Origin of the sequence: Allotabrizicola aquatica (SeqCode) (assembly GCF_965194375.1) — a bacterium.
Taxonomy (GTDB): domain Bacteria; phylum Pseudomonadota; class Alphaproteobacteria; order Rhodobacterales; family Rhodobacteraceae; genus Tabrizicola_A; species Tabrizicola_A aquatica.
The window spans coordinates 44732-68262 of sequence record NZ_OZ239428.1; the positions used below are offsets into that span (position 1 = coordinate 44732).

At 63.6% G+C, this 23531-nt stretch carries 21 protein-coding genes; 11 read left to right on the forward strand and 10 right to left on the reverse strand.

What is annotated here, in order from left to right:
- Positions 1 to 19 precede the first annotated feature (19 nt).
- The 3 genes from AC72UB_RS13410 to AC72UB_RS13420 all read left to right on the forward strand — a co-directional run bounded on the left by AC72UB_RS13410 (position 20) and on the right by AC72UB_RS13420 (position 2962).
- The gene (locus AC72UB_RS13410; protein ID WP_505190231.1) at positions 20 to 1306 is read left to right on the forward strand and encodes a calcium-binding protein; all 1287 of its coding nucleotides are present in this window, start codon (positions 20 to 22) and stop codon (positions 1304 to 1306) included.
- An 81-nt stretch (positions 1307 to 1387) separates the two neighbouring features.
- The gene (locus AC72UB_RS13415) at positions 1388 to 1720 is read left to right on the forward strand and encodes a DnaJ family domain-containing protein (protein WP_505190232.1); all 333 of its coding nucleotides are present in this window, start codon (positions 1388 to 1390) and stop codon (positions 1718 to 1720) included.
- A 138-nt stretch (positions 1721 to 1858) separates the two neighbouring features.
- Complete coding sequence (locus tag AC72UB_RS13420) at positions 1859 to 2962, forward strand: pyridoxal phosphate-dependent aminotransferase (protein ID WP_505190233.1); 1104 nt, start codon at positions 1859 to 1861, stop codon at positions 2960 to 2962.
- Between the two features lie 9 nt (positions 2963 to 2971).
- On the opposite strand, the gene AC72UB_RS13425 is transcribed toward AC72UB_RS13420, so the two are convergent.
- Positions 2972 to 3355 (reverse strand): DUF4177 domain-containing protein, encoded by a 384-nt coding sequence (locus AC72UB_RS13425; RefSeq protein WP_505190234.1) that lies wholly within the window; start codon positions 3353 to 3355, stop codon positions 2972 to 2974.
- A gap of 89 nt (positions 3356 to 3444) precedes the next feature.
- Positions 3445 to 4956, reverse strand: a complete 1512-nt coding sequence (gene gatB / locus AC72UB_RS13430) for an Asp-tRNA(Asn)/Glu-tRNA(Gln) amidotransferase subunit GatB (protein ID WP_505190235.1) — start codon at positions 4954 to 4956, stop codon at positions 3445 to 3447.
- 193 nt (positions 4957 to 5149) lie between these two features.
- On the opposite strand from gatB, the gene AC72UB_RS13435 reads away from it, so the two are divergent.
- Complete coding sequence (locus AC72UB_RS13435; protein WP_505190236.1) at positions 5150 to 5740, forward strand: transglycosylase SLT domain-containing protein; 591 nt, start codon at positions 5150 to 5152, stop codon at positions 5738 to 5740.
- Positions 5741 to 5806: 66 nt separating this feature from the next.
- Here AC72UB_RS13435 and pepN read toward each other — a convergent pair whose 3' ends face one another.
- Positions 5807 to 8392 (reverse strand): aminopeptidase N, encoded by a 2586-nt coding sequence (pepN, locus tag AC72UB_RS13440; protein WP_505190237.1) that lies wholly within the window; start codon positions 8390 to 8392, stop codon positions 5807 to 5809.
- A gap of 108 nt (positions 8393 to 8500) precedes the next feature.
- Between pepN and AC72UB_RS13445 the strand changes: the two genes are divergently transcribed.
- On the forward strand, positions 8501 to 9997 hold the full coding sequence (locus AC72UB_RS13445) for an FAD-binding domain-containing protein (RefSeq protein WP_505190238.1): 1497 nt from the start codon (positions 8501 to 8503) through the stop codon (positions 9995 to 9997).
- Between the two features lie 2 nt (positions 9998 to 9999).
- Positions 10000 to 10161, forward strand: a complete 162-nt coding sequence (locus AC72UB_RS13450) for a DUF2256 domain-containing protein (RefSeq protein WP_463290100.1) — start codon at positions 10000 to 10002, stop codon at positions 10159 to 10161.
- A 43-nt stretch (positions 10162 to 10204) separates the two neighbouring features.
- On the opposite strand, the gene AC72UB_RS13455 is transcribed toward AC72UB_RS13450, so the two are convergent.
- Genes AC72UB_RS13455 through AC72UB_RS13465 form a run of 3 tightly spaced genes read right to left on the reverse strand, consistent with a single transcriptional unit; the run spans position 10205 to position 11904 of the window.
- A complete protein-coding gene (locus tag AC72UB_RS13455; protein ID WP_505190239.1) occupies positions 10205 to 11080 on the reverse strand; it encodes an SRPBCC domain-containing protein in 876 nt (291 codons plus the stop codon).
- Positions 11081 to 11083: 3 nt separating this feature from the next.
- Complete coding sequence (locus tag AC72UB_RS13460) at positions 11084 to 11563, reverse strand: SRPBCC family protein (RefSeq protein WP_505190240.1); 480 nt, start codon at positions 11561 to 11563, stop codon at positions 11084 to 11086.
- A complete protein-coding gene (locus AC72UB_RS13465; RefSeq protein ID WP_505190241.1) occupies positions 11560 to 11904 on the reverse strand; it encodes an ArsR/SmtB family transcription factor in 345 nt (114 codons plus the stop codon). Before AC72UB_RS13465 ends, AC72UB_RS13460 begins: the two co-directional genes overlap by 4 nt.
- 172 nt (positions 11905 to 12076) lie before the next feature.
- Between AC72UB_RS13465 and AC72UB_RS13470 the strand changes: the two genes are divergently transcribed.
- A complete protein-coding gene (locus AC72UB_RS13470; protein WP_505190242.1) occupies positions 12077 to 14221 on the forward strand; it encodes a malate synthase G in 2145 nt (714 codons plus the stop codon).
- A 72-nt stretch (positions 14222 to 14293) separates the two neighbouring features.
- On the opposite strand, the gene AC72UB_RS13475 is transcribed toward AC72UB_RS13470, so the two are convergent.
- Positions 14294 to 14545, reverse strand: coding sequence for a BolA family protein (locus AC72UB_RS13475; RefSeq protein ID WP_505190243.1), 252 nt, complete (start codon positions 14543 to 14545; stop codon positions 14294 to 14296).
- A gap of 68 nt (positions 14546 to 14613) precedes the next feature.
- Here AC72UB_RS13475 and AC72UB_RS13480 point away from each other — a divergent pair, with 68 nt between their 5' ends.
- A complete protein-coding gene (locus AC72UB_RS13480; protein ID WP_463290106.1) occupies positions 14614 to 15246 on the forward strand; it encodes a DnaJ domain-containing protein in 633 nt (210 codons plus the stop codon).
- Between the two features lie 115 nt (positions 15247 to 15361).
- Here AC72UB_RS13480 and AC72UB_RS13485 read toward each other — a convergent pair whose 3' ends face one another.
- The 3 genes from AC72UB_RS13485 to msrB all read right to left on the reverse strand — a co-directional run bounded on the left by AC72UB_RS13485 (position 15362) and on the right by msrB (position 18448).
- Positions 15362 to 17026, reverse strand: a complete 1665-nt coding sequence (locus AC72UB_RS13485) for a glycosyltransferase family 4 protein (protein ID WP_505190244.1) — start codon at positions 17024 to 17026, stop codon at positions 15362 to 15364.
- Positions 17026 to 17832, reverse strand: coding sequence for a hypothetical protein (locus tag AC72UB_RS13490; RefSeq protein WP_505190245.1), 807 nt, complete (start codon positions 17830 to 17832; stop codon positions 17026 to 17028). The genes AC72UB_RS13485 and AC72UB_RS13490 overlap by 1 nt, the downstream gene beginning before the upstream one ends.
- A 157-nt stretch (positions 17833 to 17989) precedes the next feature.
- The gene (gene msrB, locus AC72UB_RS13495; protein ID WP_505190246.1) at positions 17990 to 18448 is read right to left on the reverse strand and encodes a peptide-methionine (R)-S-oxide reductase MsrB; all 459 of its coding nucleotides are present in this window, start codon (positions 18446 to 18448) and stop codon (positions 17990 to 17992) included.
- A gap of 185 nt (positions 18449 to 18633) precedes the next feature.
- Between msrB and cobS the strand changes: the two genes are divergently transcribed.
- From cobS to AC72UB_RS13510, 3 genes are all read left to right on the forward strand, one after another.
- Positions 18634 to 19608: a cobaltochelatase subunit CobS gene (cobS, locus tag AC72UB_RS13500; RefSeq protein ID WP_463290110.1), complete on the forward strand. Its 975-nt coding sequence runs from the start codon at positions 18634 to 18636 to the stop codon at positions 19606 to 19608.
- A 145-nt stretch (positions 19609 to 19753) separates the two neighbouring features.
- The gene (gene cobT / locus AC72UB_RS13505; RefSeq protein WP_505190247.1) at positions 19754 to 21625 is read left to right on the forward strand and encodes a cobaltochelatase subunit CobT; all 1872 of its coding nucleotides are present in this window, start codon (positions 19754 to 19756) and stop codon (positions 21623 to 21625) included.
- A gap of 78 nt (positions 21626 to 21703) precedes the next feature.
- The gene (locus tag AC72UB_RS13510) at positions 21704 to 23509 is read left to right on the forward strand and encodes an aminopeptidase P family protein (protein WP_505190248.1); all 1806 of its coding nucleotides are present in this window, start codon (positions 21704 to 21706) and stop codon (positions 23507 to 23509) included.
- The last annotated feature ends 22 nt before the right edge of the window (positions 23510 to 23531 follow it).

Below are 23531 nucleotides of genomic sequence, written 5' to 3' on the forward strand. Positions count from 1 at the left end.
GTAAGGGTGAGGGTGTGTGATGACCGACGATGTGCTGTTTGTGGGACATTCCCTTGTTGGCCAGACCATGCCGCGCATGCTCGATGCGCTGTTGCCCGCGTCGATGCTTGTGCGCGCCCAAGTCATCAACGGCTCCCCCCTCATTTACAATTGGGGCAACGGGGCCGGGGCCGAAGGGGTGAACGCCCGCGCCGTGCTGCCCTCGGGTGCTTTTGGCACGCTTGTCCTGACCGAAGCCATCCCGCTGGCCACGCATCTGCAATGGTCCAACACGCATGGGATCGCGCGCGCCTATGCCGAGCTGGCCTGGGCGGCCAATCCATCGGCGCGGGTGATGATCTATGAAACCTGGCACGAGATTGGCGCCAGCGCCGCCGCGTGGCGCGCGAGCCTGACCAGCGATCTGGCGCTGTGGCAGGGCATTGCGACCCATGTCAATGCCGTGAAACCAGCCGCTGCGCCGCAGGTCGGCATTGTGCCCGGCGGGCAGGCCATGGGGCTTTTGTATGATGCCATCGTCAGCGGACGGGGTCAGGGGCTCACCCAGATCACCCAGCTTTTCACCGATCAAATCCATCTGAACGACGCGGGCAACTATCTGATTTCCCTTGTCCAATTCGCAGCCATTTCCGGCCGCAGTCCCATCGGGCTGACCGACCGGCTAACCGGCGAATGGGGGCAAGCCTATGGTGGCTGGACCACAGACCAGACCATCCTATTCCAGCACCTCGCTTGGGAGGCCGCCACCCGTACCCTTGGCGCGCGTCTGGCACCGGGAACCGTCCTGCCGCAACTTGTGCTGGGCACCACCGCCAATGAGACCCTGAACGGCGGCCAAGGCCATGACCGGGTTTACGGCAACCGCGGCGCTGACACGATCAATGGCCATAACGGCAATGATCTTCTGTCGGGTGAACGCGGCCATGACAGCCTGAACGGCGGCGCCGGCAATGATTTCCTGTTGGGCGGCAACGACCGCGATTTGTTGATCGGCGGCAGTGGCAATGACCGGCTGCATGGCGAGGCGGGCAATGACACGCTCACCGGGGGCGCGGGGGCTGATGATTTCGTGTTCTACCGCCGCGGCGGGGCAGACCGCATCACCGATTTTACCCGCACCCAAGGCGACCAGATTTTCCTGGATGATGCGCTCTGGACCGGCACGCGCAGCGCGGCACAGGTGGTCACAAGCTTTGCCACGGTCACCGCTGACGGGGTGCTGTTCAACTTTGGCACCAATGGCACGCTCTTGCTGCAAGGGGTGACCAGCACCGCCGGCCTTGCCGCCCTGATCGAGATTTACTGACACCCGTCAACCCGCGCCGCCTTGTAAAGCCGCCCATCGTCGCCCACTTTGGATCTAGGTCCCCGACCGAAAGGTGCCGCGATGTCTTGGCTCAACCGACTTGCCGAACGCCGCATGCAGGCCGCCCGCCTGAAAGGCCAGTTGCAAGGCTTGGCCGGTGAAGGCAAGCCGCTTCCTGACCGCACCGGTGCCGCCTTCATCACCCCCGGCGAGGCGGTGGGCTTTCGCATCATGGCCGAGGCTGGGGTTTTGCCCGAAGAGATCGTGCTCAAAAAGGCGGCTCAGGCGCAGCGCGACAAGCTGGCCACGCTGACAGATCCGGCCGCGCGCAAGGTCGCGATGGCCGAATTGGCCCAGATTGAGATGCGGCAGGCCATGGCCGAGGAGGCACGCCGCGCCTTTCTGCGCGGCTGACATCGCGCCGTGGACAGGCGTCGAAGTGGGGCAACGAGAGGTTTGAAGGTCGCTCTTTTTCAAGGCGTTACGATTTTGTCCCCCCTCGGCCCATCTCCCCCCTTGCCAGCCGCACAGCCTTGACGCCAAATCTGCCCCATGACCGCGCCCCTCTACACCCCGCTCGCCGCCTCGCTACCCTCAACCGTGCCGTTTGTGGGCCCGGAAACCCAAGAGCGCAGCCTTGGCCAACCCTTCCGCGCCCGCCTTGGGGCCAATGAATCGCTGTTTGGCCCCTCGCCCCATGCCATCGCCGCGATGGCGGCGGCAGCGGCCGAGGTGTGGATGTATGGCGACCCGGAACTTTACGATCTTAAGGCAGCCCTTGCCGCCCATCATGGCTGTAGTCCAGAGAATATCGTTGTGGGCGAAGGGATTGACGGGCTTTTGGGCTATCTCGTGCGGCTGATGATTGGCCCCGGCGACAAGGTGGTGACCTCACTGGGGGCCTACCCGACCTTCACCTTCCATGTTGCGGGCTTTGGCGGCGAGATCATCCGGGTGCCGTACAAGGCCGACCATGAGGACCCCGAGGCCCTCATCGCTGCCGCATGGGCACATCGGCCAAAGCTGGTTTACCTCTCCAACCCCGACAACCCGATGGGCAGCCACCACCCGGCGGCGGCCATCACGGCGATGATCAACGCCCTGCCCCCCGAAACCCTGATGATTCTGGACGAGGCCTATATCGACCTTGCGCCCCCCGGCACCACGCCGCAAATCGCCGCCGATGACCCGCGCGTGATCCGCTTTCGCACCTTTTCCAAAGGTTACGGCATGGCGGGCCTGCGTGTGGGCTATGCCATTTGTGCTGCGCCCTTGGCCGTGGCCTTTGACAAGATCCGCAACCATTTCGGGATGGGCCGCATTGCCCAAGCCGGGGCCTTGGCCGCGCTGGCCGATCAGGCGTGGCTGGCACAGGTGCAGACCCGCGTGGCATCGGGCCGCGCGCGGCTTGCCGCCATCGCACGCGCCAATGGGGCCAGCCCCCTGCCCTCGGCCACCAATTTCGTGACGATGGATCTGGGCCGCGACGGTGATTTTGCCCGCGCCACCCTGCGAGCACTTACCGGCCTTGGCGTCTTTGTCCGCATGCCCGGGGTTGCCCCACTTGACCGCTGCCTGCGCGTCAGTGTCGGCGATGACGCGGCCTTGGATGTGTTTGAAGAGGTTTTGCCAAAAGCGCTCAAGGCTGCGGGCTAGGCTCGGCCTTTAGCCCGCTGCATCCGGCCTTGCCGGACCAAGCAGCGGAGCCGTGCCCGCCACACCCGCAGCATCCGCCGGACCGATGCGCCGCGTGGCGACAAAGCCGGGTTCCTCGGCGCTCAGGCCCTCGCGCCCGCCCGCCACCTCAAGGCTGCGCCGAAACACCAGCATGTTTTGGAAGCTGGTCTTGGTCCCCGTCAGGCCGGACCGTTCGTCGACGGGTAAGGTCTCGGCGCGCAGATAGTCCCAGCCTTCTGCCGCCATCGCGTTCAAAAGCTCGGTCAGCGCAAGCGCAAAGCGATCCTCGGTGGTTTTCGCCCCCCGCGCCTTTTCTCCCCGACGCGGAGCCGGGATGACCTTGTATTCAGAATGCGCCGCTGCTTGGGCCATCTTGAAGTTCCCTCAATCCCCGGTGCACAGCCTAGACAGGCCCGCACCCCAGTCCAATTCCACAGGTCCGACCGCCGCAAGGCGCCGGCTTACAACCCCAGCTTCTGCGCCACCATCGCGTTGACCACAGCCGGATTGGCTTTGCCGCCCGTGGCCTTCAAGACTTGGCCCGTGAACCAACCCGCCAGCTTGGCATTGACCTTGGCCTTTTCCACCTGATCGGGGTTGGCCGCGATCAGATCATCCAGCGCCTTTTCAATGGCGCCCGTATCAGTCACCGCCTTCATGCCATGCTTGGCCGCCTGTTCAGCCGGATCGCCGCCTTCGGTCCACAGGATCTCGAATAGATCCTTGGCCATCTTGCCGGTGATCTCGCCCTTGGCCAAAAGATACAGCATCCCGCCCAGCTGCGCGGCTGATACTGGGCTGTCGGCAATCGCACGGCCTTCTTTGTTCAGCCGACCAAAGAGTTCGTTGATCACCCAGTTGGCCGCCGTCTTGCCGTCGCGGCCCTGCGCCACGGCCTCAAAGAAGCCTGCCGATTCAAGGTCTGCGGTCAGGACATTCGCGTCGTAATCGGTCAGGCCAAAATCGCCCATGAAGCGGGCCTTCTTGGCATCGGGCAACTCGGGCATGGTGGCCGCGATCTGGTCCACCCAAGCCTGTTCGATTTCCAAAGGCAGCAGGTCCGGGCAGGGGAAATAGCGGTAATCATGCGCCTCTTCCTTGCTGCGCATCGATCGCGTCTCATTGCGGTCGGGGTCATACAGCCGGGTTTCCTGCACCACCTTGCCGCCATCCTCCAGAATGGCAATCTGACGGCGCGCCTCATAGTCAATCGCCAGCTGGATGAACCGCATCGAGTTCATGTTCTTGATCTCGCAGCGCGTGCCAAGGTGGCTGAAATCTTGCGTCGCCTGATATTTCTCATACTGGCCCGGCGCGCAAACGGACACGTTCACATCGGCCCGCAGGTTGCCGTTTTGCATATTGCCATCGCAGGTGCCCAGATACCGCAGGATCTGGCGCAGCTTGACGACATAGGCCGCCGCCTCTTCGGGGCCGCGAATGTCGGGGCGGCTGACGATCTCCATCAGCGCCACACCCGTGCGGTTGAAATCGACGAAGGACATCGTCGGGTCCATGTCGTGAATGGACTTGCCCGCATCCTGTTCAAGGTGGATCCGCTCAATCCGAACCAGACGCGCCACACCGGTGCCCATTTCGACCAGCACTTCACCCTCGCCCACAATGGGGTGGTAAAGCTGGGAGATCTGATAGCCCTGCGGCAGATCTGGGTAGAAGTAATTCTTGCGGTCAAAGGCCGAGCGCAGGTTGATCGCGGCCTTCAGCCCAAGGCCGGACCGCACGGCCTGTTCCACGCAAAACTCGTTGATGACAGGCAGCATCCCCGGCATCGCGGCGTCCACGAAGGCCACGTTCGAGTTCGGCTCGGCCCCGACTTGGGTTGACGCCCCTGAGAAGAGTTTGGCGTTAGACGACACCTGCGCATGGATCTCCATGCCGATGACCAGTTCCCAATCCTGCTTGGCCCCGGCAATCACCTTGGGTTTGGGCGTGGTATAGGTCAGATCAAGCATGGCGGAACCCCTTGGTGCTGGCTGGGTCGTTTCTCCGCCTTCTTAGGGTTCAGGCGCGGCGCGGGCAAGCGGCAAGCGGCGGAAAGCTGCGCATCCTGCGTGTCTTTGACCGCCAAGCCTTGCCCGAATCCACACCGCCGGGGACACAAACCCGCCGGGGTTATTTCGCCCGGAGCCATTCCAGTTGTTGTGTATGTCATTGTTTCGTTCGTTCTTGGGCTTTGGCCTCTGCGCCGCGCTGGCGTCTTGCACCCCCTCGGTGGTCCGCCAACTTGATCCTGTCACCCCACCTGTCATGCGCTGGGATCACCGGTCCGAAGGGGCCGAATGGACCCGCCGCAACCTTGCAGCCCTTGCCCGCCACGATGCGGTGCTGGCGGGCAGCGTGCCCACCGACATTGAGGCCTGGTGTCCGGGCTATGCCAAGAACAGCCTTACAGAACGGCGGGCCTTTTGGTCGGGGTTGATGTCGGCGGTGGCGAAATATGAAAGCGCGTGGAACCCGCAGGCGGTGGGCGGTGGCGGCAGATGGATCGGCTTGATGCAGATTTCTCCGAGTTCGGCAAAAAACTATGGCTGCGCGCAGACCAGTTCTGGCGCGTTGAAAGATGGCGCGGCCAATTTGGAATGTGCGGTCGAGATTCTGGCCTATCAGGTCGCCCGAGACGGGCAGGTGGCGGGCAAGGGCAACCGTGGGATCGGGCGCGACTGGATGCCCTTGCGCAAGGCCAGCAAGCGGGCGGAAATGGCCGATTGGACAAGATCGCAAAGCTATTGCCAGTAGCCACCCGCCGGGGGCCGCCTGCCCCCGGACCCCCGGGAGTATTTCGAAAGGCGCAAATCCTTGGGTCTAGGCCCCGCGCATGCGTCCTGCCATTTCGGAAAGATCACGGCTTAGCCCGGGCGTCGCCAAGATGCGATCCAAGGCGGCGCGGATCATGGCTTGGCGGTCCGCATCATAGCGCGGCCAGGTCTCGAACGCGGTGGACATCCGGGCGGCGGTTTGCGGGTTCAGCGGGTCGAGCCGGATCAGCCAATCGGCCAGCGTGGCATAGCCCGCGCCGCTCTGGTGGTGAAAGCCCGCGTGGTTGGCGGTCAGCGCGCCCAGGACCGCACGGAAGCGGTTGGGGTTCTTCATGTCGAAGGCAGGATGTTCGGTCAGCCGGGCCACCGTGGCTGCTGCTTGATCGGGGGCCGCCATTGCGACCTGGACGGCGAACCATTTGTCCATCACCAGACGGTCATGGGTCCAACGTGAGCCAAAGGCCGCAAGCTCTTGCTCACCCTGTCCATTTTCCAACAGGATCGCCAACGCGCCAAAGCTTTCGGTCATGTTGTACGCCTGTGCGAAGGCAAGTTGTGCCGCCGCGCCCCCATCAAGGCGCGCCATCAGCGCCAGCGCGGCAAGACGCAGGGCGCGTTGGCCTGCTGGCCCTGCGGCGGGCGAGAACGGGCCTTCGGTACGGCAGGTCCTCTCCAGATCGGGAAGGCCGGGGGCGAGCTTTTCGGCCAGCGCAAGGCCCAAGGCCCGCCGCGCGGCATGGATGCGCGCGGGGTCGGGCACCTGACCTGCGGCATGGAGCGTCGCGGCCATGTCGTCTTCAGACGGCAGACGCAGCGCAAGCGCGCGGAAGGCCGGATCAAGGCTGTCGTCAAAGGCGAGCCGCGCCATGCCATCCAGAAGATCGGCCGAGGGGGTGGCACCCTTGGTCACCATCCGCGCCAAAACGTCCTTGGCCAGCGCGCGCCCCGCCTCCCAGCGGTTGAAGGGGTCGGTGTCATGGGCCAGAAGGAAGGCGCGTTCGGATTGGGAAACCTCACGCTCCAAGACCACAGGCGCGGAAAACCCGCGCAGGATCGACGGGATGGGTCGCGCCGAAAGACCATGAAATGCAAAGCTTTGCACAGGTTTGTTCATCTCAAGAACCGTGGTTGGCACCACCTCGTCGCCGTTGGGGTTCAAGAGACCCACGGCAATCGGAATGACCTTGGCGTCTTTCTCAGGTTGCCCCGGTGTTGGCGGGTTGGTTTGGGTGAAGGTCAGCGTATAGGTGCCACCCTCTGCCCCTGCCGCCCAAGCCTCATGCACGCCAAGCCGCGGTGTGCCAGCCTGCGAATACCAGCGTTTGAACTGCGTCAGATCGCGGCCGGTGACATCCTCGAACACCATAAGCCAATCCTCGATCGTGGCGGCCTGCCCGTCGTGGCGGTCAAAGTAAAGATCGAGCGCGCGGGCATAGTCGGCATCGCCCACCAGCCGCTTGAGCATGCCGATCACCTCGGCACCCTTTTCATAGATCGTGGCGGTGTAGAAATTGTTGATCTCGACAAAGCTTTCGGGCCGCACCGCATGGGCCAAAGGCCCCTGATCCTCGCGGAATTGGCGGGCGCGCAGCATCAGGACATCTTCAATCCGCTTGACCGCATGACTGCGCAGATCGCCCGAAAACTGCTGATCGCGAAACACCGTCAGACCCTCTTTCAGGCACAGCTGAAACCAATCGCGGCAGGTGATGCGGTTGCCGGTCCAATTGTGGAAATACTCATGCGCGATGATCGCCTCGATCCGGGCGAAATCATCATCCGTCGCGGTTTCCGGGCTGGCGAGAACCACCTTGGAGTTGAAGATGTTCAGCCCCTTGTTCTCCATCGCGCCCATGTTGAAATCATCCACCGCCACGATGTTGAAGATGTCCAAGTCGTATTCGCGCCCGTAGACCCGCTCATCCCAGGCCATGGACGCCTTCAGCGCCTCCATCCCCCAGGCGCAGCGGTCCTCATCGCCGGGGCGCACCCAGATGTTGAGGTCCACCTTGCGCCCTGATGCGGTGGTGAAATGGCCCGGATGGGCCATCAACTCACCCGCCACCAGCGCGAACAGATAGGCGGGCTTTGGCCAAGGGTCGTCCCATTCCGCCCAGCCCGGCCCCTGCGCCACCGGATTGCCGTTCGACAGCAAGACCGGCATGTCACCTTCGACCCGCACAAAGAACCGCGCCATCACATCGGGGCGGTCGGGGTAATAGGTGATTTTGCGGAAGCCTTCCGCCTCGCATTGCGTGCAATACATGCCTTTTGACATGTAAAGCCCCTCCAGCGCGGTGTTGGTCTCGGGGCTGATCTCGACCTCGGTCTCCAGCACAAAGGCGCCTTCGGGCAGATCGGCGGCGGCAATCGTCAGCCCCTCGCCGTCCACGACAGGGTGCAGCGACCGCCCGCCCGTCGCCACCGAAATCAGCGCCAGCTTTTCACCATGGAGCCGCAAGTCATGCCGCCCTGGCCGCGCCGGGTTGGGGGCAAAGGACAGCCGCGCCAGCACCCGCGTGGCGCGTGGCGCCAGCCGAAAGGTCAGATGAACCTGATCCAGAAGAAAGGGATAGGGCTGGTAATCGGCGAGATAAACCGTACGGGGGTCGGCGGCGGGATTGGCGGACATGAAGGGCACTCCTTTGGCCCCAAGCTAGGCGATGGGGGCCCAAGCGCAAGTGGCCACAGCGCAAGTGGGGGCTTTACGAATCTGCGGCACAGGCTACATAAATGTTCCATGAATGTTCTCATTTGGCTCAAACGCGATCTGCGCCTGCACGATCACCCGGCGCTGACCTATGCGGCGGCTCTTGGCCCCGTGCTGCCCACCTATATCGTGGAGCCGGAGCTTTGGGCTGAAAGGGATGCCGCAGCCCGGCACTGGGGCTTTATCGCCGAAAGCCTTGAGGTGTTGCGCGCGGATTGTGCCACCCTTGGCCTGACCTTGGCCCTGCGCACCGGCGACGCGGTTGAGGTTTTGTCGCGGCTTTGCCTGCGCCACGGCATCACCCGCATTGTCAGCCATGAGGAGACCGGCAACCTTTGGTCCTACCGGCGCGACCGGCGTGTGGCGGCTTGGGCGCGGGATGCGGGCATCGACTGGATCGAGCTGCCGCAATCGGGCGTGATCCGCCGCCTGCCCCGGCGCGATGGCTGGCAGGCTCGGCGAGATGCCTTCATGGCAGGGCCAGTTTTGGGCCTGCCTCAGGGCCTGCGCGCGGTTGAGGGGGTTGAGGCCGGGCCCATCCCCACCGCCCGCGCCCTGCGGTTGGACGAGGATCGCTGCCCCCACCGTCAGCGCGGCGGTCGGGATGAGGGGCTGCGGCTATTGGACAGCTTCCTGACCCATCGCGGCGCGCCTTACCGGGCCGCCATGTCCTCGCCCCTGACGGGTGAGCGCGCCTGCTCGCGCCTCTCGCCGCATTTCGCCTTTGGCACGCTATCTGTCCGCGAGGTGGTGCAAGCCACTACTGCACGGGCCGCCGAACGCCCGGGCGGGCCATGGGCTGGTGCCTTGGCCAGTTTCCAAAGCCGTCTCGCTTGGCGCGATCATTTCACGCAAAAGCTGGAAGATCAGCCCAGCATTGAAAACACCTGCCTGTCGCGCGCCGCTGAATCCCTGCGTCCCCGCACCCCCGATCCGGCGCGCCTTGCGGCATGGTCGGCAGGCGAAACCGGGCTGCCGTTTCTGGATGCCTGTATGCGCTATCTGGCCGCCACCGGCTGGCTCAATTTCCGGATGCGGGCCATGGTGATGTCGACGGCCTCTTATCATCTGTGGCTGGATTGGCGGGCGACAGGGCCGATATTGGCGCGGCTGTTCACTGATTACGAACCCGGCATCCACTGGCCACAGGTGCAGATGCAATCGGGCGTCACCGCCATCAACACGCCGCGCATTTACAACCCGGTGAAACAGGGGCTGGACCAAGACCCAACCGGCGCCTTCACCCGCCGCTGGCTGCCCGAACTTGCCGCAGTGCCGGACAGCTTTCTTCAAGAACCGTGGAAATGGCCAGCGTTTCAATCGCTTACCGGGCGACGTTATCCTGAACCGATCATCGATCCGGCCGCAGCCCAAAAGGCCGCGCGTGATGCGGTCTGGGCGCTCCGCCGCGCTCCCGGCCACAAGGATGAGGCCACCGCCATCGCCACCCGCCATGCCAGCCGCAGCCCCCGCCGCGCGGCAAGCCCGCGCGCGAAACCCGATCCGCAGATGAGGTTTGACCTGTGAAGATGCGCCGCAAATCCGACTTGCCGGTCAAGACCTGCACCGCCTGCGGCCGCCCGATGGTCTGGCGCAAGGCATGGGCCAAGGTCTGGGACGAGGTAAAATACTGCTCGGACGCGTGCCGCAAGAAAAAGGGGGGCGCGCAGCCCCCCGCGCAGTCTGACTGACGCCAATCATCCCGGCGAGGCTGTGCTCAGATGGATGAAGGCTCTAATCTGCCCCGATAAAGCGGGCCAGTTTGCCAAGGGTTTGCAGGCCCAGCGCCTCGGCCCCAAAGCCCTTGGCCTCAGTCCATTCCTTGGCCGTTGCCATGGCCATGCCAAGCGTAACCTCGGTTCCGCCCTCAACCTCAGAAAATTCGACCCATGCATCGGCATGTTTTGGGCCATTCTCACCCCAAAGGAGCATGTAATCGATACGCTTTTGCCGCTCGATGCGGACATAGCGGTGATGGTTCGGAAAGACCGTGCCATCGGGCGCAATCATGTCAAACACCCATTCGCCCCCCGTACGCAGGTCGATCCGACGGGTCTTGCAGGAAAAGCCGTCCGGCCCCCACCAGTGCGGCAGCGTTTCAGAATTGACCCAAGCGCCCCAGACGGCGGACACCGGCGCCTTGATTATGCGCCGGATCGTCATGCAGCGTGCCGCAAGATCGGACAGGTTCATCAATCCGCCGCCAAAGCCGTGGCGATATCCATCGGCCATATCCTGCACGAGGGACGACAGTTGCACCGTCACCGTGATCTGGCTGCCTGCGCCGGCCGCCTGAAAGTCGGCCGTCACAAGTGCGGCAGACATGGTGCTGCCCTCGGCTGAGACCACTTCGTAGCTCACGCTGCGGGCATTGGGCTGCAGCATGAGCCAGCCCGCGTCCACCTGCACGACGGGCTCACCGTCGACCTTGCACAGCGAGGTTTCCCGCTCACCCACCTTGGTCGCGTGGGAAAGGTAGTCCACCGTCACTTCGGGCGAGGGCGCGGACCAAAGGGCGCGCGCGCCCGGAGTGACCCACGCCTGCCAAAGCGTTTCAACCGGGGCGGCGACCGCACGTTCAAACGTCAGCGTGACAAAGCGGTCAGTCATGGATCAGCCTTTCATCAGACTTTGGGCATAGGCCTCAAGCTGCGTTGCCACCGTGCCCCAGCCGTCCTGAAAGCCCATATCGGCGTGCTGCTTGGCCGTCTCGGCGCTGCGATGCCGCGCCACCGCGCGATAGCGGGTGTGGCCCGGCCCCGCGTCCTCAAAGGTCACGATCGCCGTCATGAAGGGCTCGGGCGCGGGTTTCCAGCCAACGGTATAGGTGTCGGTGAACACCAGCTTTTCGTTGGGGATCACCTCAAGATAAACGCCGTTGTTCTCCATAATGGTGCCCTCCACGTCGAAGGTCGTGTTAAAGGCCCCGCCGACGCGCACGTCCAGATGGCAGGCCGTCACCTTGTTCGGCTTGGGCACAAACCACTGCATGAGATGCTCAGGCGTGGTCCAGCAGCTGTAGACCAGCGCACGCGGGGCGGCGATGTCACGCTCCAGCACCAGATCAAGGGCGGGGTCCAATGTCTCGGTCATTCGTGCGTCTCTTTCTCTGTCAGGGTTTGAACATAGGCCTCAAGCCGATCCAACCGGCCGTTCCACTGCGCCTTCTGGGCGGCCAGCCAATCGGCAACAGGGGCCAAAGCGGCAGGTTCAACCCGGCACATCCGCACCCGGCCCGCCTTTTCGGTGACAATCAACCCCGCCGCTTCCAAGACCGACAGATGCCGCATCACCGTGGGCAAAGCGAGTCCCGTGGGCTGCGCCAAGGCACTCACCGCCGCCACGCCCTGCCCCAGCCGCGCCAGCATCGCGCGCCGTGTCGGATCAGACAGCGCCTGAAAGATCAGATCAAGATCGGGATCATGCTTAGCCATATGGCTAAGTAACATAACCCCGCATCCCGTTAAAGCGCAGAGATCGCACACACCATTTTCTATCGACGATGGAAGGTGCTTTCTGCAAATAAATGAAAAAGGCACCCGGCTTTCATTTGCCCCGCGGGGGCGTGGAGCCTATTGTATTCCGCAGTATACCTCAGGAGGGTCCATGACCGCGCGAACCCAAATCAACGGCTTGCACGTCGACAGCGCGCTGGCCACCTTCATCAACACCCAAGCGCTGCCCGGAACCGGGGTTGACCCAGCCGCCTTTTGGGCGGGCTTTGCCGGGCTTTTGGCGGACCTCGCGCCGAAAAACCGCGCCCTTCTGGCCAAGCGCGAAGATCTGCAGGCCCGCATTGATGCCTGGCATCGCGACCACCGGAAGCAGGTCCATGATCATGAGGCCTACAAGGCCTTCCTCACCGAGATCGGCTATCTTCTTCCCGAAGGCCCTGATTTCCAGATCGACACCACCCACGTCGACCCCGAAATCGCCTCAGTTCCGGGGCCGCAACTGGTGGTCCCGGTCACCAACGCGCGTTATGCGCTGAATGCGGCCAACGCCCGCTGGGGCAGTTTGTATGACTGCCTCTACGGCACTGACGCCATGGGCTCTGCCCCCCCGCCCGGCGGATACGAGCGGGGACGCGGCGCACGCGTCATCGCCCGCGCCCGGGTGTTTCTGGATGAGGCCTTCCCGATCGACGGCACATCCCACGCCGATGCGCGGCGCTACATCGTCAAGGACGGTGCGCTTTTGGTTGATGACATGCCTTTGGTGCAGCCCGCGAAATTCGTCGGCTACAAGGGCAACCCCAAGGCCCCCGATGCGATCTTGCTGAAAAACAATGGGCTCCACGTCGAACTGGTCTTCGACCGCGCCCATTTCATCGGTGGCCGCGATCAGGCTTTGCTGGCCGATGTGCAGATCGAAAGCGCGATGTCCGCGATCATGGATTGCGAGGATTCCGTGGCCTGCGTGGATGCCGCCGACAAGGTGCAGGCCTATGCCAACTGGCTGGGCCTCATGCGCGGCGATCTGACCGAGACCTTCCTCAAAGGTGGCAAGCCCCTAGAACGCCGCCTGAACCCCGACCGGACCTATACAGCTCCGAACGGTGGAACGCTGACCATCAAGGGCCGTGCGCTTTTGTGGGTGCGCAACGTGGGCCACCTGATGACCAACCCGGCCATCTTGCTGCCCGATGGGTCTGAAGTGCCCGAAGGCCTGATGGACGCGATGCTGACCACGCTGATCGCCTGCCACGACCTGCGCAAGACCGACGGGCTGCGCAACTCGACCCAAGGCTCGGTCTATGTGGTAAAACCGAAAATGCACGGGCCGGAAGAGGTGGCCTTTGCCGCCGAAACCTTTGACCGCGTCGAAGAGATCCTCGGCCTGCCGCGCCACACAGTGAAACTCGGCATCATGGACGAGGAACGCCGCACCTCGGTGAACTTGAAAGAGTGTATCCGCGCTGCAAAATCGCGCGTCGCCTTCATCAACACCGGGTTTCTTGACCGCACCGGCGACGAGATTCACACCTCGATGGAGGCTGGCCCCTTCAGCCGTAAGGATTTCATCAAGCGCAAAGGCTGGATCGGCGCCTATGAGGTGCTGAACGTCGACATCGGGCTGGAATGTGGCCTGTCAGGCCGCGCCCAGATCGGCAAGGGCATGTGGGCCATGCCCGACCTGATGGCCGCCATGCTGGAACAAAAGATTGACCACCCCAAGGCCGGGGCCAACTGCGCTTGGGTGCCCTCGCCCACCGCCGCCACCTTGCATGCGTTGCACTACCACAAGATCGACGTGATGGCGGTGCAGGCGAAACTTGCCAAGGGCGGGCGTCGCGCCCATGTCGATGCGGTTTTGGAAGTCCCCTTGGCCACCTACCGCCGCTGGAGCGACGATCAGGTTCTGCGCGAGGTTGAAAACAACGCACAAGGCATCCTTGGCTATGTCGTGCGCTGGATCGATCAGGGCGTGGGCTGCTCCAAAGTGCCCGACATCCACGATGTTGGGCTGATGGAGGACCGCGCCACCTGCCGGATTTCCGCTCAGCACATCGCCAACTGGATGCATCACGGCATCGTTTCGCAGGCCCGGGTGATGGAGGCGATGAAGAAAATGGCCGCCGTGGTCGACCGCCAGAACGCTGGCGATCCAGCCTACAGGCCCATGGCGCCGGGCTTTCAGGGCATCGCCTTTCAGGCCGCCTGCGATCTGGTGTTCAAAGGGCGCGAGCAACCCTCGGGCTATACCGAGCCTTTGCTGCACCGTTACCGCCTGATGGCTAAGGCCGGCTGATCCCGTCTCCTCGGGCGCGCGCTGCGCGTCTCGTCGAGGGCCCCTGACGCGCGTCGCGATGGGCGAAGGCGATCAGCCCGCGTCAATCGCCATGGCATGCACCCGCGTCGTCAAGTCGCCCAGCGCCTTGTGCACCGCGCGGTGCCGCGCGACGCGGCTCAATCCAGCCAGCGCCTCGGCCCGGATCAAGACGGCAAAATGGCTCTCACCCGTGCCGTCATCGCCCGAATGTCCGGCGTGCTTGGCGCTGTCATTCACCACTTCCAGCTGCACCGGCTGGAACTCTGCGGTCAGTCTTGACCGGATTTCGCTCTCGATAGACATCGGACCCCCTTCACCTTGCCGTACAAATCCCTAAACTCATGGCCCCGAGTCGGAAAGGCCTGAGACGCATGGTAAAACCCCCGTTCGAATTTGACCTTCGGGTTTCCTCCGACAAGGCAAAGCGCAAGACCGTGCGCCGGGGCGGCATGTCTGGCGCCTTTGAAACCTCACAACGTGCCTGCGATTTCCCAGACTGCAAGGAAAAAGGCGTCTACCGCGCGCCAAAGTCGCCCGATCATCTGGACGAGTTTTTCTGGTTCTGCCGCGACCATGTGCGCGAATACAATCTGCGCTGGAATTTCTTCGGCACCGCCAGCGATGAGGAATTCCAGAAGCTTCTGGAAAAAGACCGGCTGTGGGAGCGTGAAACCCGCCCCTTCTCGAAAAAAGACGACGGGCGCGCGTGGCAGCGGCTTGGCGTCAATGACCCGATGCAGCTTTTGGGCGAAAAGGCCACGCAAAACCCCGGCAAAGTGGTCTCCACCGCGACCCGCAAACTGCCCCCGACCGAACGCAAGGCCATTGAGATCCTGGATGCCCGAGACACCTGGACCAAGTCTGACATCCGCAAATCCTACAAGGCCTTGGTCAAGGATCTGCACCCCGACATGAACGGCGGCGACCGGCGCGATGAGGAGCGGCTGCAAGAGGTGGTCTGGGCCTGGGACCAAATCAAGGACAGCCGCTTTTTTAAGGAATGATCGGCAAATTCCCCTCAAACTTGGCTAAAATTGCTTTTCATCTTGGCCCAAATACTCCACGGGGAGCGCGGGTTTGCCTTGGCAAACCCGCGTGGGGGTGTGAAACCCCCGATTTTCACATTCGGCGGATGAAATCGTATTTCAAAAGCCACATCGCAATGCGCTCGATCACATGTGGCGGCACGCCCAAGCCCGTGGCCAGCGGCGCGATCCGCGCGCCCTGCGCGCCAGCCCCTTCAATCGCCTGAAACACCGCCAAGACCTGCGCCTTGGGTGCAAAGACCCGCTTGACCCCGGCATAGTAGCGCAGATCCATCGTCTCGGCCGGACCAAGCCGCCCGGTTAGATCCCGCGCCACCAGCACCACTTCGGCGAAACTCGCAAACCCCGTGGGATAGCTGCCAAACAACCCCGTGGGAGAGGGCGCAATCGGCAAGGCATCGGCGGCATAGCGCGCAGGCCGCGCCTCGGCCGCAGTGCGCCGCGCCTCCTGCTCGCCCCACAGATCTTGCATCTGTGGAATGATCCGCGACCAATCGTAAAGTGCCCGCGCCCGCGCCTGCCCCGCCGCCCCCATCTTACGGCGCAAGCCGGGGTTCTGCGCCAAATCCACAATTCGTGCTGTCAACTCGCCCATATCAATCTCGGTCATCGCCGAAGCGATCGAGCAATACTGCACATAGCTGTCATAGCCGCCCTGATAGCGCAGCGCCTCTTGCGCAAGATGCGGACCGGGCAAGGTGCGGCTGGTGATCCGAAAACCGACATCCGGCGTCACCGTGTCCTTCATACCATCCCAATCTGACACCAAAAGCGGCACCCCAGCCGCCATCCCCTCAAGTGGGGCCAGACCAAAGGTTTCCTGTATGTTGTCGATCAGTAACATGAACACATCTGCCCCTGACAAGACTGCCTTGCGTTCAGCCGCATTCGCCCCATCCAAAAGCGCAAAGCTCACATCCGGCATCAACCGCCGCGCGCCTTCTTCAAAGACCTTGCGCGAATACTCTTCGCGGAACACCCCGCAAAAGGCGACATGCAGCTTTTGCCCCGCCCCCAGCTTTTTCTGCGCCGCCTGCATGGCCAGATAGATCGGTAAGGGGTCAAACTTTTCATGCGGAGTTAGCCGGGCGATGGTGGTGAAGACCACATCCGTCTCCCCCGCCCCCAAGCGCGCGCGCAGCGCCTTGCCTGCTGCAGCATCTGGCACAAAATCGTCGCAATGAATGCCCAAGGGGATCACCGGCAACAGTGGGCGCGGGCGCAGATTGGCATCCAGCTGGCGCTTCAGATGCGTATCGATCAGATCCAGCTGATAGCGCACGCTAGACTGCACCGATTGCGAGGTGCAGATCACCGCGTCCCATTCTGCCACCGGCGCGACGCGCAGGTTCAACCAGCCCTCCATCACGGCTTGGGTCGAGGTGGTGTGCGTGATCCCCGTGAGGGCATAGGCCCCCGTGCCATAGGGCGCGCGCCGCCATGCCTCGGCGGCGAAGTTTGGGCTGGGATAGAACACGGCGGACACAGGGCCGATGCTTGTCGGCCGCATCAGGCTGGCATGGCGCAGCGGCACGCCGGGCCGCAGCTCATCGGCCAGCGCGCGCACCGGTTCCACATCCTCGGGCAGCTTTGACAAGAGAACGAACTCGTCAACCTCGGCATGGCGCAGAAAACCCTTCAAAAAGCTTTCCCCCGCCACGCGCCGCCCGTTGATGCCCTTGGCGGCGGGATCAAACCCGTCTTGCGCATACCAGATCGCAGCGTTGCGCGGGCCCATCACAACGCCTCCATCCAGAGCCACGGGGTCGGACCGCTGCGCCACTCCCACAGCGCCAGCAGCCGATCAAGATCGGACAGCTCCTGCATCCACTCGGGCAAGGCGGCGTCATCCAGCTTGCGGTCAATCCGGGTGATCCGGTGGGTCGCGGCAAACCGCGCCGTGATCCGCTCGGTCACCCCCGCGGCCAAACCGGGGTGACATTCCACCAGCACATCGGCCCGCAACAGGCCGGGCGCTGCGACCGGGTCAAGAAGCGCATCTTCGCCCCCCTCGATGTCGCAGATTACCACCGCGCGGCCCGCAGCACAGATGTCAAAGTCGCTGTGACCAAAAAGCCCGCCCACTTCGACCCGCTCGGCCAGCCCATTGGCCTCAGCCAAGCTGCGGCAAAGCGCCTGCGCGCGGTCATCAGCATCGCGGGCCAAAATGCGCGTGCGCTCCAAGCGCCGCGCCAGACCCACGGCGTAATAGCCCTCGGCCGAGCCGATATCGATCACAAGATCCGGCGCGCGGGCGATGATCGCCTCGATCACCGGATGCAACACGGCCTCATAAGCCCCCAGAAGACGCGCTACGCGTGACCCTTCCGAGGCGCGCACCGGATAGGCCATCCCCTTGAACGGCCCCGATTGGACCACCGCCCCGGACCGCGCCAAGACAGTATTGGCCACCAACTCAGACCGCCATTTGGCCAGATGCCGAAGCGCAGAGTTCAACGTGTTGGGGGTGACGGGCGGGGCCAAAAGGCTTTGCACACGGTCAGCAACAGCCTCGCTGAAGGACAAGGCAGGCGGGTTCGGCATCAAGGCCAAGACAAGGCTCCGGGACAAAAAGGGTTGGATCGAAAAGGGGTATGCAATCCCCCGACCCTAGCCCCGCCCGAGGCCCCTGTAAACCAACGTCAGGCGCAGCCTGATCCTGGCGCGCCGTCTTTAGCCGTCAGTCCTTGTCCCTAAGCCGTCAGCCCGGCACAAAAGCCAGCGACACCCCGTTCATGCAATAGCGCAGACCCGTTGGTTGTGGCCCATCTTCGAACACATGTCCCAAATGCCCGCCACAGCGGCGGCAATGCACCTCAATCCGGTCGCCAAAGATGCCCGGATCCGCCCTTGTGCGTATGGCATTGTCCAAAGGCTGCCAGAAGGACGGCCAACCCGTGCCGCTGTCGTATTTGGTGCTCGATGAGAACAGCGGCAGATCACAGCCCGCGCAATGAAAGGTGCCTGCCCGCTTTTCCCTGTCCAAGGGGCTGGTGCCTGCGCGTTCGGTCGCCTCATGGCGCAAGACCTGATAAGCCTCGGGCGAGAGGCGCGCGCGCCACTCCTCATCGGTCAGAGTGAATTCAAAGCTTTCGGCGCGGGCGGCCTTGCCCAATCCCAAAGCGGCAAGTGCGGTCGATACGAACAGACGGCGGTTCATCGGCAAATCTCCTTCTTCGGGCTATCTTAGCACATCAAAGCGCGCCAAGGGGCAAAGGTTACAAGCGCTCACCAAGTTGCGAAAACCCGTGAGTCCAGCCCTTGCAGCCCCTGCCGATATGCTCCACTACTTCACTCCCAAAGGGGGCCCCACGGCCCCGAGGCTTTCGATGATGGACCACGACAATGGCTGAGACCCTGCAAAAACCCACCGAAGAGATCTCGGTCCGCGACGTGTTCGGCATCGACACCGATATGAAGGTCAAAGGCTTTGCCGAAGCGACCGATCGCGTGCCGGCCATCGACCCGACCTACAAGTTCGATCCTGACACCACTTTGGCCATTCTGGCGGGCTTTGCCTATAACCGCCGGGTGATGATCCAAGGCTATCACGGCACGGGAAAATCGACCCATATCGAACAGGTTGGCGCGCGGCTGAATTGGCCGACAGTGCGGGTGAACCTCGACAGCCATATCAGCCGGATCGACCTGATCGGCAAAGACGCGATCAAGTTGCGCGATGGCAAGCAGGTGACCGAGTTCCACGAAGGCATCCTGCCTTGGGCGCTGCGCAACCCTGTGGCCATTGTGTTCGACGAATATGATGCCGGGCGGGCGGATGTGATGTTCGTGATCCAGCGCGTGCTGGAACATGATGGCAAGCTGACACTGCTCGATCAAAACGAGATCATCACCCCCCACCCGTCCTTCCGCCTGTTTGCCACGGCCAACACCGTGGGTCTGGGCGACACGACCGGGCTTTACCACGGCACCCAGCAGATCAACCAAGCCCAGATGGACCGCTGGTCGCTCGTGGCGACGCTGAACTATCTGAGCCATGATGCCGAAGCCGCCATCGTTCTGGCCAAGCGCCCGCATTACAACACCGAGAAAGGTCGCAAGACCATTTCGCAGATGGTCACCGTGGCCGACCTGACCCGCACGGCGTTTATGAACGGTGACCTTTCGACCGTGATGTCGCCCCGCACCGTGCTGAACTGGGCCGAAAACGCCGAGATCTTCCGCAACGTGGGTTATGCCTTCCGGCTGTCCTTCCTGAACAAATGCGACGAGTTGGAGCGCCAGACCGTGGCCGAATTCTACCAGCGCTGCTTTGGCGAGGAACTGCCGGAAAGCGCTGCCTCGATGGCGATGAAGTAACCCCCCACCCCAGCCCTCCCCCACGAAGGGGGAGGGAGGCACCGGGACGACAAAAGGCAATGACCTGCGGCAAGGGGCGCCTCCTCCCCCCTCGTGGGGGAGGATGGGAGGGGGGCCGCCAGCCAAAGGCAAAACGGGGCAGATCATGACCAAACCCAACGACAACCCCGCCGATCCGTTCAAAAAGGCCCTTGCCGAGGCCACCCGCGTCATGGCCGATGATCCGGAGATGACCGTCACCTATTCGGTCGACCCCTCGGGGATGACCAAAGACGGCGTGCGCCTGCCGCAGGTGTCGCGCCGCATGACGCGCGATGAGGTGCTTTTGGCGCGCGGCACCGCCGACGCCTTTGCACTGAAGCGCAAGTATCACAACGAGGCGACCTCCAACCGCTATGCCCCCACCGGGCAACTGGCGCGCGAAATCTACGACGCGATGGAGACTGCCCGCTGCGAGGCGGTGGGTGCCCGCGTCATGCCCGGCACGGCCACCAACATTGACGCCAAGATCGCCCATGAGGCTGATCGCAAGGGCTATGCCACCATCACAAGCCCCGGCGAGGCGCCGCTTTCGGTCGCCGCAGGCTACCTTGTGCGCCATCTGGCCATCGGCAACCCGCTGCCCAAGGCCGCCGAAAACGTCATGAACCTGTGGCGTGGCTTTATCGAAGAACAGGCCGGCGGCACGCTGGACAACCTCGATCATGTGCTGGCCGATCAGGCCGCTTTTGCCCGCTTTGCGCGGCAAGTGATCTCGGATCTCGGCTATGGCGACCAATTGGGCGATGACCCGGACGCGCCAGATGAGGATGAGGCCGGCAACGAGGCCGAGGAAGATCAGGACAACCCCGACAGCCAAGGTTCGGAAGACCAAGAAAGCGACGAGTCCGAGGCCAGCCCCGAGCGCAGCCAAGACGAGCAGGAAGACCAGTCCCAAGCGCAAGTCACCATGGAAGACAGCGCCGACATGGAGCAGGGCGACGAGACCGAACTGCCCGACGGCGAGGCTCCGCTGGAGCCCCCTCCGCCCGCGCCCTATTCCGATGCCGACCCGAACTACACCGTCTATACCACAGATTTCGATGAAGAAATCCGCGCCGAGGAACTGGCGGAACCGGCCGAGCTGGAACGCCTGCGCGCCTATCTGGACCAACAGCTTGAACCGCTGAAAGGCGCCGTGTCGCGGCTGGCCAACAAGCTGCAACGCCGCCTTCAGGCCCAGCAAAACCGCTCGTGGCTCTTTGATCTGGAAGAAGGCACGCTGGATGCAGGCCGTTTGGCCCGCGTCATTGCCAACCCCACGACACCCCTGTCGTTCAAACAGGAAAAAGACACCGAATTCCGCGACACCTGCGTGACGCTTCTCATCGACAACTCCGGCTCGATGCGCGGTCGTCCCATTTCGATTGCTGCCATTTGTGCCGATGTGCTCGCGCGGACGCTGGAACGCTGCTCGGTCAAGGTGGAGATCTTGGGCTTTACCACCCGGGCGTGGAAAGGCGGCCAGTCGCGTGAACGCTGGCTCGCCCAAGGCCGCCCGCAGGCTCCGGGACGGCTGAACGATCTGCGCCACATCATCTATAAATCCGCCGATGCGCCGTGGCGGCGGGTGCGGCCCAATCTGGGGCTGATGATGAAAGAAGGGCTCTTGAAGGAAAACATCGACGGTGAGGCGCTGGAATGGGCGCACCGCCGGTCCATGGCCCGCCCCGAGGCGCGCAAGATCCTGATGGTGATCTCGGACGGCGCGCCGGTGGACGATTCGACGCTGTCGGTCAACGCGGCCTCGTTCTTGGAAAAGCACCTGCGCGACGTGATCTCCATGGTCGAAAAGCGCCGTGCGGTGGAACTGATTGCCATCGGCATTGGCCATGACGTGACGCGCTATTACCAACGCGCCGTGACGATCACCGATGTCGAGCAATTGGCGGGGGCCATGACCGAACAGCTTGCCGGGTTGTTCGAGGTGGACCCCAAGAAACGCGCCCGGGCCTTGGGGATGCGCAAGGCGGGGTAAGGGGGACAGTCTGTCCCCCTCTTGGCTGCGCCAATTCACCCCCTTGAGGATATTTTCACCGCATTGAAGGAGCCCTCGATGTTCCAGACGTTTGAGACCACCGCCAACCCCGCCCAAGGCCCGGCCCGTCTGGCCGCGCTGCGCGCCGTTCTGGCCGCCGAAGGGCTGGCGGGCTTTATGGTGCCGCGCGCCGATGTGCATCAGGGGGAATATGTGGCCGCACGCGATGAGCGGCTGCAATGGCTGACCGGGTTCACCGGATCTGCGGGCTTTGCCATCGTGCTGCAGGGGGTGGCCGGGGTCTTTATCGACGGTCGCTATCGCACCCAAGTGAAGGGTCAGGTCGATCTGGCCCATTTCACCCCTGTGCCTTGGCCCGAGGTGAAGCCTGCCGATTGGATGAAGGCGCAGCTTGAGACGGGCGTGATCGGCTTTGATCCGTGGCTGCACACCGCCGATGAGATTGCACGGCTGGAGGCGGGTCTGCAGGGCAGTGGCCTGTCGCTTCGCCCTTGCGACAATCTGGTGGACCGGATCTGGGCCGATCAGCCTGAGGCGCCCATGGGCCGGGCCTTTGCCCATCCGGATGCGCTGGCAGGCGAACCGGCTGCCGCCAAGCGCGCGCGGCTGGCAGAAGGGCTGGTGAAGGCGGGAGAGCGGGCGGCGGTGCTGACCCTGCCCGACTCCCTGTGCTGGCTTTTGAACATCCGCGGCGCCGATGTGCCGCGCAACCCGATCCTGCATGGCCATGCGATCCTGCATGACGATGGCGGCGTCACGCTTTTCGCGGCGGCTGAGAAGTTTGACGAGGCCACGCGCGCCCATCTTGGCCCCGAGGTGACCTTGCGCCCGGTTGCGGCCTTTGTGCCCGCGCTGCGCACGTTGCAAGGCCCCGTGCGGGTGGACAAGGGCACCGCCCCGCTTGCGGTGTCAATGGAGTTGGAAGAGGCCGGGATTGCCGTGGCTTGGGGCGATGATCCCTGCCGTCTGCCCAAGGCCTGCAAGAACGCGGGCGAAATTGCCGGGATGCGGGCCGCACATCTGCGCGATGGCGCCGCGGTGGTGGAGTTTTTATGCTGGCTGGACGACCGACTGCCCCAAGGCGGCATGACCGAGATCGATGTGGTAACCGCGCTTGAGGGCTATCGCCGCGCGACCAATGCGCTGCATGAGATCAGCTTTGACACCATCTGCGGCGCGGGCCCTAATGGCGCCATCATGCATTACCGGGTGACTGACGAGTCCAACCGGGCGGTTGAGGCCAATTCATTGCTCTTGGTGGATTCGGGCGGCCAGTATCTCGATGGCACCACCGACATCACCCGCACCGTGGCGGTGGGCGATCCGGGCGATTATGCCCGCGCCTGCTATACCCGCGTCTTGCAAGGCACCATCGCCATCTCGCGCGTGCGCTGGCCCAAGGGGCTGACGGGCCGCGATCTTGACCCTTTGGCGCGGGCCGCCTTGTGGATGGCGGGCCAAGACTTCAACCATGGCACGGGCCATGGTGTCGGGGCGTTCCTGTCGGTGCATGAGGGCCCGCAGCGCATCAGCAGGGTCTCTGAAGTGCCGCTGGAAGTTGGGATGATCCTGTCGAATGAGCCGGGCTATTACCGCGAGGGCGAGTTTGGCATCCGGCTGGAGAACCTGATCGTGGTGGAACCAGCCCCACACCTGCAAGGCGGTGACAGCGAGCGCGAGCAGCTGCGGTTCGATACGCTGACCTTTGTGCCCTTTGACCGCCGCTTGATCGTGGCCGAGATGCTCGCCCCCGGTGAGCGGGAGTGGTTGAACGCCTATCACGCCGAGGTGCTGGAAAAACTGACCCCGCGCCTGTCGCCCGCCGCGCTGGACTGGTGCCGCGCGGCCTGTGGGCCGATCTGACGGTCGGCGCGATTTTTCGCGC

What these genes read in the sequence shown, in the direction of transcription:
- AC72UB_RS13410 (WP_505190231.1), top strand. Translation starts at nt 20, where the DNA reads ATGACCGACGATGTGCTGTTTGTGGGACATTCCCTTGTTGGCCAGACC.
- AC72UB_RS13415 (WP_505190232.1), top strand. Translation starts at nt 1,388, where the DNA reads ATGTCTTGGCTCAACCGACTTGCCGAACGCCGCATGCAGGCCGCCCGC.
- AC72UB_RS13420 (WP_505190233.1), top strand. Translation starts at nt 1,859, where the DNA reads ATGACCGCGCCCCTCTACACCCCGCTCGCCGCCTCGCTACCCTCAACC.
- AC72UB_RS13425 (WP_505190234.1), bottom strand. Translation starts at nt 3,355, where the DNA reads ATGGCCCAAGCAGCGGCGCATTCTGAATACAAGGTCATCCCGGCTCCG.
- gatB (WP_505190235.1), bottom strand. Translation starts at nt 4,956, where the DNA reads ATGCTTGATCTGACCTATACCACGCCCAAACCCAAGGTGATTGCCGGG.
- AC72UB_RS13435 (WP_505190236.1), top strand. Translation starts at nt 5,150, where the DNA reads ATGTCATTGTTTCGTTCGTTCTTGGGCTTTGGCCTCTGCGCCGCGCTG.
- pepN (WP_505190237.1), bottom strand. Translation starts at nt 8,392, where the DNA reads ATGTCCGCCAATCCCGCCGCCGACCCCCGTACGGTTTATCTCGCCGAT.
- AC72UB_RS13445 (WP_505190238.1), top strand. Translation starts at nt 8,501, where the DNA reads ATGAATGTTCTCATTTGGCTCAAACGCGATCTGCGCCTGCACGATCAC.
- AC72UB_RS13450 (WP_463290100.1), top strand. Translation starts at nt 10,000, where the DNA reads ATGCGCCGCAAATCCGACTTGCCGGTCAAGACCTGCACCGCCTGCGGC.
- AC72UB_RS13455 (WP_505190239.1), bottom strand. Translation starts at nt 11,080, where the DNA reads ATGACTGACCGCTTTGTCACGCTGACGTTTGAACGTGCGGTCGCCGCC.
- AC72UB_RS13460 (WP_505190240.1), bottom strand. Translation starts at nt 11,563, where the DNA reads ATGACCGAGACATTGGACCCCGCCCTTGATCTGGTGCTGGAGCGTGAC.
- AC72UB_RS13465 (WP_505190241.1), bottom strand. Translation starts at nt 11,904, where the DNA reads ATGGCTAAGCATGATCCCGATCTTGATCTGATCTTTCAGGCGCTGTCT.
- AC72UB_RS13470 (WP_505190242.1), top strand. Translation starts at nt 12,077, where the DNA reads ATGACCGCGCGAACCCAAATCAACGGCTTGCACGTCGACAGCGCGCTG.
- AC72UB_RS13475 (WP_505190243.1), bottom strand. Translation starts at nt 14,545, where the DNA reads ATGTCTATCGAGAGCGAAATCCGGTCAAGACTGACCGCAGAGTTCCAG.
- AC72UB_RS13480 (WP_463290106.1), top strand. Translation starts at nt 14,614, where the DNA reads ATGGTAAAACCCCCGTTCGAATTTGACCTTCGGGTTTCCTCCGACAAG.
- AC72UB_RS13485 (WP_505190244.1), bottom strand. Translation starts at nt 17,026, where the DNA reads ATGGGCCCGCGCAACGCTGCGATCTGGTATGCGCAAGACGGGTTTGAT.
- AC72UB_RS13490 (WP_505190245.1), bottom strand. Translation starts at nt 17,832, where the DNA reads ATGCCGAACCCGCCTGCCTTGTCCTTCAGCGAGGCTGTTGCTGACCGT.
- msrB (WP_505190246.1), bottom strand. Translation starts at nt 18,448, where the DNA reads ATGAACCGCCGTCTGTTCGTATCGACCGCACTTGCCGCTTTGGGATTG.
- cobS (WP_463290110.1), top strand. Translation starts at nt 18,634, where the DNA reads ATGGCTGAGACCCTGCAAAAACCCACCGAAGAGATCTCGGTCCGCGAC.
- cobT (WP_505190247.1), top strand. Translation starts at nt 19,754, where the DNA reads ATGACCAAACCCAACGACAACCCCGCCGATCCGTTCAAAAAGGCCCTT.
- AC72UB_RS13510 (WP_505190248.1), top strand. Translation starts at nt 21,704, where the DNA reads ATGTTCCAGACGTTTGAGACCACCGCCAACCCCGCCCAAGGCCCGGCC.